8 protein-coding genes are annotated in these 9,557 nt (G+C 45.1%); 4 read left to right on the forward strand and 4 right to left on the reverse strand.

Features of this window, described 5'->3' with window-relative positions; all coding sequences use genetic code 11:
* The first annotated feature begins 61 nt into the window (after positions 1 to 61).
* Positions 62 to 1,174, forward strand: a complete 1,113-nt coding sequence (gene carA / locus VIM72_RS07200) for a glutamine-hydrolyzing carbamoyl-phosphate synthase small subunit (RefSeq protein ID WP_332002162.1) — start codon at positions 62 to 64, stop codon at positions 1,172 to 1,174.
* Positions 1,175 to 1,865: 691 nt separating this feature from the next.
* Here the strand turns inward: carA and VIM72_RS07205 are convergent.
* On the reverse strand, positions 1,866 to 3,065 hold the full coding sequence (locus tag VIM72_RS07205; protein WP_332002163.1) for a pyridoxal phosphate-dependent aminotransferase: 1,200 nt from the start codon (positions 3,063 to 3,065) through the stop codon (positions 1,866 to 1,868).
* A gap of 106 nt (positions 3,066 to 3,171) precedes the next feature.
* On the reverse strand, positions 3,172 to 3,576 hold the full coding sequence (locus tag VIM72_RS07210; protein ID WP_332002164.1) for a DUF1573 domain-containing protein: 405 nt from the start codon (positions 3,574 to 3,576) through the stop codon (positions 3,172 to 3,174).
* A 224-nt stretch (positions 3,577 to 3,800) separates the two neighbouring features.
* Between VIM72_RS07210 and VIM72_RS07215 the strand changes: the two genes are divergently transcribed.
* The 3 genes from VIM72_RS07215 (at position 3,801) to VIM72_RS07225 (ending at position 8,359) form a co-directional block, all read left to right on the forward strand.
* Positions 3,801 to 6,179 carry an alpha-ketoacid dehydrogenase subunit alpha/beta gene (locus VIM72_RS07215; protein WP_332002165.1) on the forward strand — a complete coding sequence of 793 codons (2,379 nt, stop codon included), beginning with the start codon at positions 3,801 to 3,803 and terminating at the stop codon, positions 6,177 to 6,179.
* 255 nt (positions 6,180 to 6,434) lie between these two features.
* On the forward strand, positions 6,435 to 7,391 hold the full coding sequence (locus VIM72_RS07220) for a D-2-hydroxyacid dehydrogenase (protein ID WP_332002166.1): 957 nt from the start codon (positions 6,435 to 6,437) through the stop codon (positions 7,389 to 7,391).
* A 245-nt stretch (positions 7,392 to 7,636) separates the two neighbouring features.
* Positions 7,637 to 8,359, forward strand: coding sequence for a response regulator transcription factor (locus VIM72_RS07225; RefSeq protein ID WP_332002167.1), 723 nt, complete (start codon positions 7,637 to 7,639; stop codon positions 8,357 to 8,359).
* Between the two features lie 86 nt (positions 8,360 to 8,445).
* Here VIM72_RS07225 and VIM72_RS07230 read toward each other — a convergent pair whose 3' ends face one another.
* Together VIM72_RS07230 and VIM72_RS07235 are read right to left on the reverse strand one after the other, a co-directional pair.
* Positions 8,446 to 9,156, reverse strand: a complete 711-nt coding sequence (locus VIM72_RS07230) for a YebC/PmpR family DNA-binding transcriptional regulator (RefSeq protein ID WP_332002168.1) — start codon at positions 9,154 to 9,156, stop codon at positions 8,446 to 8,448.
* 176 nt (positions 9,157 to 9,332) lie between these two features.
* Positions 9,333 to 9,557, reverse strand: a 225-nt coding sequence (locus tag VIM72_RS07235; protein ID WP_332002169.1) for an amino acid permease C-terminal domain-containing protein, incomplete at its 5' end; no start/stop codon positions are given.

Here is a 9,557-nt window from a genome sequence, read left to right on the forward strand (position 1 = left end):
TCAGGGCATTTTGTACCCTTGAAGGTTTTTTTTAAAATATAAAACAAGACAGATACCAGAAATGCCTCAGACAAGAACCATCCAACCTGCCATACTGCTGTTAGAAGACGGTACGGTTTTTCAGGGAAAAGCTTTTGGAAAAATTGGCACAGCCGCCGGTGAATTAGCTTTCAATACCGGTATGACGGGTTACCAGGAAGTGTTTACAGACCCTTCTTATAAAGGACAGGTACTTATAATGAACAACTGCTACATTGGGAACTACGGCACCAAAAAGGACGACGTAGAGAGCAGCAGTGTGAAGATCAATGGTTTGATCGCTAAAAATATCGCGTATAACTATTCCAGGAAAATGGCCGATGAGTCGCTGGAAACGTTCCTGACCGATAATAACCTGGTAGCCATTTATGACGTAGATACCCGGGCGCTCGTTTCCCACATTCGCAGTAAGGGTGCTATGAACTGTATTATTTCTTCTTCCATCCTGGATGTTGAGCAGCTGAAAGCTGAGCTGGCAAAAGTTCCTTCTATGGAAGGACTGGCCCTCTGTAAAGAGGTGACCACTCCGGAGGTATACAATGTGGGCGATCCGGCTGCTGATATCCGCATTGCTGTACTCGACAATGGCGTGAAAAGAAATATGCTGAAATGCCTGTCTGAAAAAGGCGCTTACCTGCAGGTGTTCCCAACAGACACTGCATTTGAAGTTTGCGAGGAATTTAAACCGCATGCCTACTTTATTTCCAACGGTCCTGGTGATCCGGCTCCGCTGACTTATGCCGTAGATACAGTGAAAAAGATCCTGGCTGCAGAAAGGCCAATGTTTGGCATCTGCCTCGGGCACCAGCTGCTGGCGCTTGCCAATGATATTCCTACTTACAAAATGCACCACGGCCACCGCGGTTTAAACCACCCGGTAAAGAACCTGAAAACCGGCCTGTGCGAGATCACTACCCAGAACCATGGTTTTGCCGTAGATGCAAAAGCTGTTGCAGCCAGTGAAAACGTGGAAGTTACCCATGTAAACCTGAATGATCAGTCGGTAGAAGGAATCCGTATCAAAAATAAACCTGCATTCAGTGTACAGTATCACCCTGAATCAACTCCGGGTCCGTTCGACAGCCGTTATCTGTTCGATGATTTTTTTGAGATGATCAAAGCGAATAAAGCCTAACTAATAATATTTAATATACCGGTTTGAAAAAACCGGAAGACGAGTGCTTGAATGAAGACGGTCCCGAGGAATCGGGACCGTTTGCATTTTAAAATTCCACGTTATGAAAACAAACGGATATTACCATTGCCTTGGCGCCGGTAACTCCGCCCGTTTTATTACATAACAATATTATAGAAAAAAGGTAAACGCTAAGGGGAATATTTTAAGAATATTTATAAATACAACTGATTTTCTATCGTTGCACGGGAGATTAGGGCAAAAAAATACGGCTCTGCGATCAGAGCCGTTTGCCTTTATAAATTCCACGTTATGAAAAACTGATACAAAAATACGATATTTTGCTAAAACGTTTTAGTTAATCTTTGAGTTTTACAGAAGACTGATAAATCTTCTTGTTTTAGTAATTCAAAGGTCGGACCAAATAAACGTTATAAGAAATAATGCAGGTTAAATTTTTCTTAAACAAGTTTAGATTTTGCAGCCTATCGTATCTGTAAATATTTTTATAATTAAATAATTTTTGTCGTTGTTGTTATTTCTACATCAAATATACGAAACAAAATATCAAAAATCCAAGTAGTTGGTGTTAAATAATTGCATTTTTATTTAAAAATACATATATAGAATTTATTATAATGTATTTAACGGCTTACTACCCGGATTTTATCCTTAGTTAAATGATCAAAAATTATTTGGAAATTCTACCGGGATATATTTCCAGCGCTTTTTCCAGGCAGACCATTGCATGACGAATGTCTGTTGTATTTAATACATAAGCCAGCCGTACCTCATTCTTTCCTAATCCAGGCGTTGCATAAAAGCCGGTTGCCGGCGACATCATTACTGTTTGCCCTTCATAGGAGAAAGATTCCAGTATCCATTGGCAGAATTTATCTGAATCATCAATCGGCAGCCTGGCCATAGCATAGAAAGCGCCACCCGGATTAGGGCAAAACACCCCGGGAATCTCATTCAGCATTTTTACCAGTATGTCGCGGCGGCTAAGATACTCCGCTTTAATACCGTCGAAATAATCGGTGGGCAGATCCACTGCAGCTTCGCCGGCTATTTGCGCAAAAGTGGGAGGGCTCAGACGGGCCTGGGCAAATTTCATTGCGGCATCCAGTACAGACTGGTTTTTAGTAACAAAGGCGCCAATACGGCCTCCGCATGCACTGTATCTTTTAGAAATGGTATCCATCAGGATCACATTGTTTTCCAAACCTTCCAGGTTCATCGCTGAAAAATGTTCGCCGGTGTAGCAAAACTCCCGGTAAGCCTCATCGGAGAAGAGGAACAGGTTGTATTTCAGACAAAGCTGCTTCAGTACTTCCAGTTCTTCCCTGCTGTAAAGATAACCGGTGGGGTTATTGGGATTACAGATCATGATAGCTTTGGTACGGGGAGTAATGGCTTTTTCAAAATCAGCCATTGCCGGTAATGCAAAGCCGGTTTCAATACTGGAAGTAATGGTTTTGATCTTTATTTCCGCTTCCACGGCAAAACCATTGTAGTTGGCATAAAAAGGCTCGGGAACAATCACCTCGTCTCCCGGATCCAGGCAGGCCATAAAGGCAAATACGATGGCTTCCGAACCACCAGTGGTAACAATGATCTGGTTATGGTTCACCGCAATATTGAAACGGTTATAATAAGTAACCAGTTTACGGCGATAACTCTCAAAACCTGCGCTGTGACTGTATTCCAGGATCTTGAACTCGGAATGGCGTACCGCATCCAGTACAGGTTTAGGGGTTTCGATGTCCGGTTGCCCGATGTTGAGGTGGTATACTTTTACCCCTTTTTTCTTGGCTGCTTCGGCGAATGGTACAAGTTTTCTGATGGGAGAAGGTGGCATTTGCTCACCCCTCTGGCTAATGGTAGGCATAAAATTGTTTTGATCTTTTGCTGTGCAAAGATAGGGGATACGATGGGCAACAAAAAAACCTTACAGCATTGCGCTGTAAGGTCTTAGTATGTTTAAAGTGTGGTAATTACCTGTTGTTGGAACCAACTGTACCTGTCAGGTGCAGTTCTTTGTCCTGATCCACGCCTCTGAACTTTACCCAGATGGTTTTATTCTGCTGACCTAAACCGTTTGCACTGTAACTCGCAGTTACTTTACCTTTTTTACCTGGTAAAATAGGCTCCTGTGTCCATTTTGGAGTGGTGCAACCGCAACTGGCGCGGGCTGCCTCGATCAGTACCGGCTCTTTGGAAATGTTGGTGAATTCAAAATCAACGGTAACTGGTTTGTTTAACTCAGTTTTACCAAAATCAACCGTTTCTTTGGCAAATTTCACTTTTGTATCTGCTGGATTCTGTGTAGTAGCGGATTGAGCCCACAAAGCAGTAGTCAGCAGCATGCTCGCAAACAGGGATAAGATAAATTTTTTCATTTTCATATGATGGTTTTAAAGCGACCGGTTAAAAAATATTGATATCTTTCTTGGTTAGAACAAATTTACAGCCAAAAAGCATTATAAACCTTACAATTTATTAAAATCTTATTAAAAAAAATCAGATTATTTTAAATGAAAGATTTACAGCATTTTTCAACTGTATAATTAACCTTACTTTTGTACTTTAACCATGAGGCATGATAGAAAATAACGAACTAGCTATGAATTTAGAAAGCCGGTTATCATTCGAAGAGTTCCGCAAGGAAGTGCTTAATGATTACAGGTTGGCCTGCGAAAGCAGGGAAGTTAGTCTGCTGGCCCGTAAGGAAGTGCTTACAGGTAAGGCAAAGTTTGGCATTTTTGGAGATGGAAAAGAAGTGGCGCAGATAGCAATGTCAAAATACTTTCAGCCAGGGGACTTCCGTTCCGGTTATTATCGCGACCAGACTGTTGCATTTGCCACTGGTATTGCCACTCCCGAACAATTCTTTTCGCAGTTATATGCAGATCCTGACCTGAAAAATGATCCATTTTCAGGTGGGCGACAGATGAATTCCCATTATGCCACTCCTAATCTTGATCAGGATGGTAACTGGCTTCCGCTGGCGCAAATGAAAAATTCTGCAGCCGATATGGCCCCTACGGCCGCACAGATGCCCCGCGCACTGGGCCTCGCCTTTGCCTCTAAAATGTTCCGCGAGGTAGAAGCCTTGCATCAATATAAAAATCTCTCCAACAACGGTAACGAAATCTGTTTCGCTACTATCGGTGACGCCTCTACGTCGGAAGGACATTTCTGGGAAACCATGAACGCCGCTGGTGTTTTGCAGGTGCCACTCGCAGTTTTTGTTTGGGATGATGGCTACGGTATTTCTGTGCCCCGTAAATACCAGACTACCAAAGGATCTATCAGCGCGGCGCTGGAAGGCTTCCGGAAAACGGAAGAATCCAACGGCTTTGATATATATAATGTAAAAGGCTGGGATTATGCCGGCATGTGTGAAGTATTTGAAGCGGCTATCCGCAAGATCCGTGAAACGCATATCCCTGCACTGTTTCATGTGGAAGAGATCACACAACCACAGGGCCACTCTACCAGTGGTTCGCATGAGCGCTATAAAAGTAAGGAACGCCTTGCCTGGGAACGGGAGTTTGATTGTAATGTGAAGATGCGTTCCTGGATCATCGAAAATGCTTTATGCGATGAAGAAACCCTGCTGGCCGTTGAAGCAGCAGCAAAAGTAAAAGCACAGGAAGCCCGTAAAGCAGCCTGGGAAAAATATATCACGCCGATTAAGGAACAGGTGCAGTTGTTTATAACACTGGCAGCACCGGTGGCAGATGTTGCCGGCGCCGATACCAATACAGTGAACACCTACATCCGCGATCTTCAGAATAACCGCGAACCGCTTCGCCGCGATATTTTGAAGGCCGGTGCTATGATCCTGCTGAAACACCGCCATCTGAAATCAGAGAGCGCCGTACAGGCATTACAGCAATACTATGATGCGTACCTGGCGGCCGAAAAAGAGGTGTATAATACGTTGTTGCATGCCACTGGCGTTAACTCTGCGCTGAATGTACCGGTAGTACCGGCGGCATACGACGAAAACAGCATCACTGTAAACGGATATGAAGTACTGAATAAATATTTTGACCAGCTGTTCACTAACAACGAACGCGTATTTGCTTTCGGTGAAGATGTTGGGAAAATTGGCGACGTAAACCAGGGCTTTGCAGGACTGCAGCAGAAACATGGTAAAACACGTATAGCCGATACCGGTATACGGGAGTTAACTATCATGGGACAAGGCATAGGACTGGCATTGCGCGGTTTGCGCCCCATTGCTGAAATCCAGTACCTCGATTACCTGTTGTATGGCCTGCAACCACTCAGCGACGATGTGGCTTCCCTGCAGTACCGCACCAAAGGAATCATGCACTGCCCGCTGATAGTACGCACCCGTGGCCATCGCCTGGAAGGCATCTGGCACAGCGGATCGCCAATGGGCATGATCATCAATTCCCTTCGCGGTATGCATGTATGTGTGCCCCGCAACATGGTTCAGGCAGCCGGCATGTATAACACCCTGCTGCAGGCCAATGAGCCCGCACTGGTCATTGAATCCTTAAACGGTTATCGCCTGAAGGAAAAATTACCGGCTAACCTGGAAACCTACACCGTGCCATTGGGCATCCCCGAAATACTGCATGAAGGCACTGATGTAACCATCGTTACCTATGGCTCTATGACCCGTATCGTGGAAGAAGCAATGGTAACATTGACAGAAACAGGTATTTCCTGTGAGCTCATTGATGTGCAAACCTTACTGCCCTTCGATATTCATCAGAGTATTGTGAAATCGTTGCAGAAAACCAACCGGATCCTCTTTGTTGATGAAGACGTGCCTGGAGGTGGAACGGCCTATATGTTCCAGGAAGTAATTGAAAAGCAGGGTGGCTACCGTTGGCTGGACGTTGCTCCGCGCACAATGAGTGCACAGGCGCATCGGCCGGCATATGGCTCCGACGGGGATTATTTCTCCAAGCCCAATACAGAAGATGTTGTAAAAGTTATTATGGAGATGATGCAGGAATAGTTGCATCTTTATATCATACGAAAGCCGGTATCCTTAACAGGGACCGGCTTTTCCTTTAATAGGCGAAGCCACCGTAACAGCGTTTTATCTGCTGGAATGGTGGCTTCTTAAATTAAGCAGTTTGCAGGCTTAAGGTAGATATCGTGCTATTATGGCGCAGCAAAGGTGACTTGATTTTTTGGATGCGAAAAGAGATGTGCCCGGAGTTAATGATTATTTCATGTATGATGTATCTTGTTTCATAAAACGAAGACCATGAAAAATATCGTAGTATTGGATGGATATACCCTGAACCCGGGGGACCTCGACTGGAGCGGGTTACAGGCATTAGGCAACGTAACGTTCTACGACCGTACGCCTGAACATGAAGTAGCAGCAAGGTCAAAGGATGCCCATATTATATTGACCAACAAAGCCATTGTAAGCGGGGAAACCATCCGGCAGCTGCCGCAGCTGGAGTATATTGGCGTAACGGCTACAGGCTTTAATATAGTAGATATCCAGGAGGCAAGGAACCGGCATATCCCGGTAACAAATGTTCCGGCTTACAGCACTACATCTGTAGCCCAGCTTACTTTTGCGCTGATCCTTGAATTATGTCATCATACCGGTTTACATGCAGAGAGCGTAAGGGCAGGAGAGTGGAGCAGCAGCATTGATTTCAGTTACTGGAAAACGCCGCTTACAGAACTGGCTGGCAGTACGCTGGGAATTGTAGGGCTGGGGCAGATAGGACAGGCAGTGGCCCGTATCGCACTGGCATTCGGGATGAGGGTAATTGCCAATCATAAACATCCGGAAAGAGATGCTATGCCCGGCGTTGATTTTGTGGACCTGGCCACCTGCTTCCGGGAAGCGGATGTTGTTTCCCTGCATTGCCCGCTGAACCCCGCCAACAAAGAGTTTGTAAATGCCGGCTTACTGGCCACCATGAAGAAGCATGCTTTCCTGGTGAATACCAGCCGCGGCCCGCTGATCCGGGAGGCCGACCTGGCCGATGCCCTGGAAAAAGGAGTTATCGCCGGCGCCGCACTGGATGTATTGTCTGTTGAGCCGCCGCCGGCAGGAAATCCTTTGATCACTGCGCCCAATACTATTATTACTCCACATATTGCCTGGGCTACACAGGCCGCCCGGAAAAGACTGATGCATACCTCGGTAGAGAACGTTAAAGCCTTCCTTGAAAAAAATCCAAAAAATATTATCAATTAGGATTACCCGTTAAGCGAATAAACAGGTTATTAGTTTAGTAAGAAGAGTGCAAACAGAAAATAATGGGCTTCGGGGTATACCACGGAACTGAATGGTTGAAATGAATGATACCTTCAGAAGTGAATAGGGATGGATGGCCGTGTTATGATTATGTTATTTATTTTTGGATAAAGGTACCAGCTACACTTATATAAAAAGGTACATGTACAACTAAAATCTATTCATTCGCTTAAAACCAACGTTACATGCAATCAAGCATTCTTTTGGTAGAGGACGATGTATTTTTTGCCAAAGTGGTAAAAAGACACCTCGAGCGCGCCGGTTATAATGTCAACTTCTGTGAAAACGGCCAGGAAGGTTGGGAAAAATTCCAGAAACATGTATTTGACCTGTGCATACTGGATGTGGTAATGCCTAAAAAAGACGGGTTTACCCTCGCCGGGGACATCCGTTCTATGGATGAAAACATTCCCATCATCTTTACTTCTTCCCGTTACCTGGAGCAGGACAGGCTGCAGGGCTTTGAAGCAGGCGCTGATGATTATATCACCAAGCCTTTCAATATGCAGGAAATGATCTGCCGGGTGGAAGTTTACCTGAAACGCAGCCGCCTCCTGAAAAGCGAGCGCCGTGTTGTGTACACCATCAGTAATCTGATCTTCGACTATTCACAATATCATATCAGGCATAAAGATGCCGACTCCCATGTTCGTATGGCCCCAAAAGAAGCGGAGTTGCTTCGCTTTCTATGCGAAAATTCAAACAAAAAACTGAAGAAAGATGATATCCTGTCCGTTATCTGGGGACAGGAGGATTTTTTCGCTTCACGTGTGATGGACGTTTATCTGACCCGTCTTCGTAAACACATTGCGCAAGACCCCGCCGTAAGACTTGAAACCTACCACGGTAAGGGGCTCATGTTCATCGCAGATGACCTGGGACGCACGCACACCATCGCTAAGGTTTAGCTGTTTTTGGTTTAGAAAGTTAACCGTACCAAATGAAAACGTCCGCCTTTATAGCGGACGTTTCCTTTTTTATATGAAATAATATCCTATTTCAGATTGTGGAAAACCTGCTGTACATCTTCATCCTGTTCTAAACGGTCTACCAGCTCCAGCACCTCTTTTGCCTGTTCATCATTCAGCTCAACAGTAGTGGTTGGAATACGTTTCAGCTCTGAGCTGATCACTTCCAGGCCTTTCTCTTCCAGGGCTTTAGCCATATTGCCAAATTCTGTGAACGCCGCCCGGATAATGATATTGCCTTCGCTGTCTTCCCCAATTTCTTCCAAACCAAAATCAATCAGCTCCAGTTCCAGTTCTTCCAGGTCCTGGCCGGCATTCTTCACTTTGAACTCGCCTACGCGGTTAAATAAAAATCCAACAGATCCGCTGTTGCCCAGGCTGCCGCCGCCTTTTGTAAAGTGCATGCGCAGGTTGGCTACAGTACGGGTGGTATTATCGGTAGCCGTATCAATGATTACCGCCACTCCATGAGGAGCATAACCCTCATAAACCACTTCTTCATAATCAGTTTTGTCTTTGCCCATGGCGCGCTTGATAGCTGCGTCTACACGGTCTTTAGGCATGTTAACACTCTTCGCGTTGAGAATGCAGCGACGGAGTGCGGGGTTATTATCCGGATCAGGACCAGACGCCTTTACGGCAATGGCTATTTCCTTACCTATTCTTGAAAATGCTTTCGCCATCTTATCCCAGCGGGCAAACATGGTCGATTTTCTTACTTCAAATATTCTTCCCATTGGAGTGGTATATATTATAGTGACTTTTAAAAACAGAACGCAAAAATAAGGATTTTCAGGTACCGGAATAGCGGATTTACCTGATTTTAACTAAAGCGGAGAACAAAACGGGGATAAATCCTTCGTTCTGTTCTCCGCTTTTATTATATCCGGAAATTTTAGTTTACTGTCCGTTACTACTGCATCTTACGGGCCTTACTGTGCTTTACACTGTACCCGAAATAAACCAGGAAGCCTATACCCAGCCAAACAAACAAACGCGCCCAGTTTTCGATGCCTAAGCTGATGATCATTGTAAGACAGAAAGCCGCTCCCAGCAAAGGAATAATTGGCACCCACGGCGTTTTAAATGCACGTGGTATTTCCGGGTTGGTTTTACGCATTACAATAATACCGATGCA

The sequence above is a fragment of the Chitinophaga sp. genome (assembly GCF_036569185.1).
In the GTDB taxonomy this organism is placed as follows: domain Bacteria; phylum Bacteroidota; class Bacteroidia; order Chitinophagales; family Chitinophagaceae; genus Chitinophaga.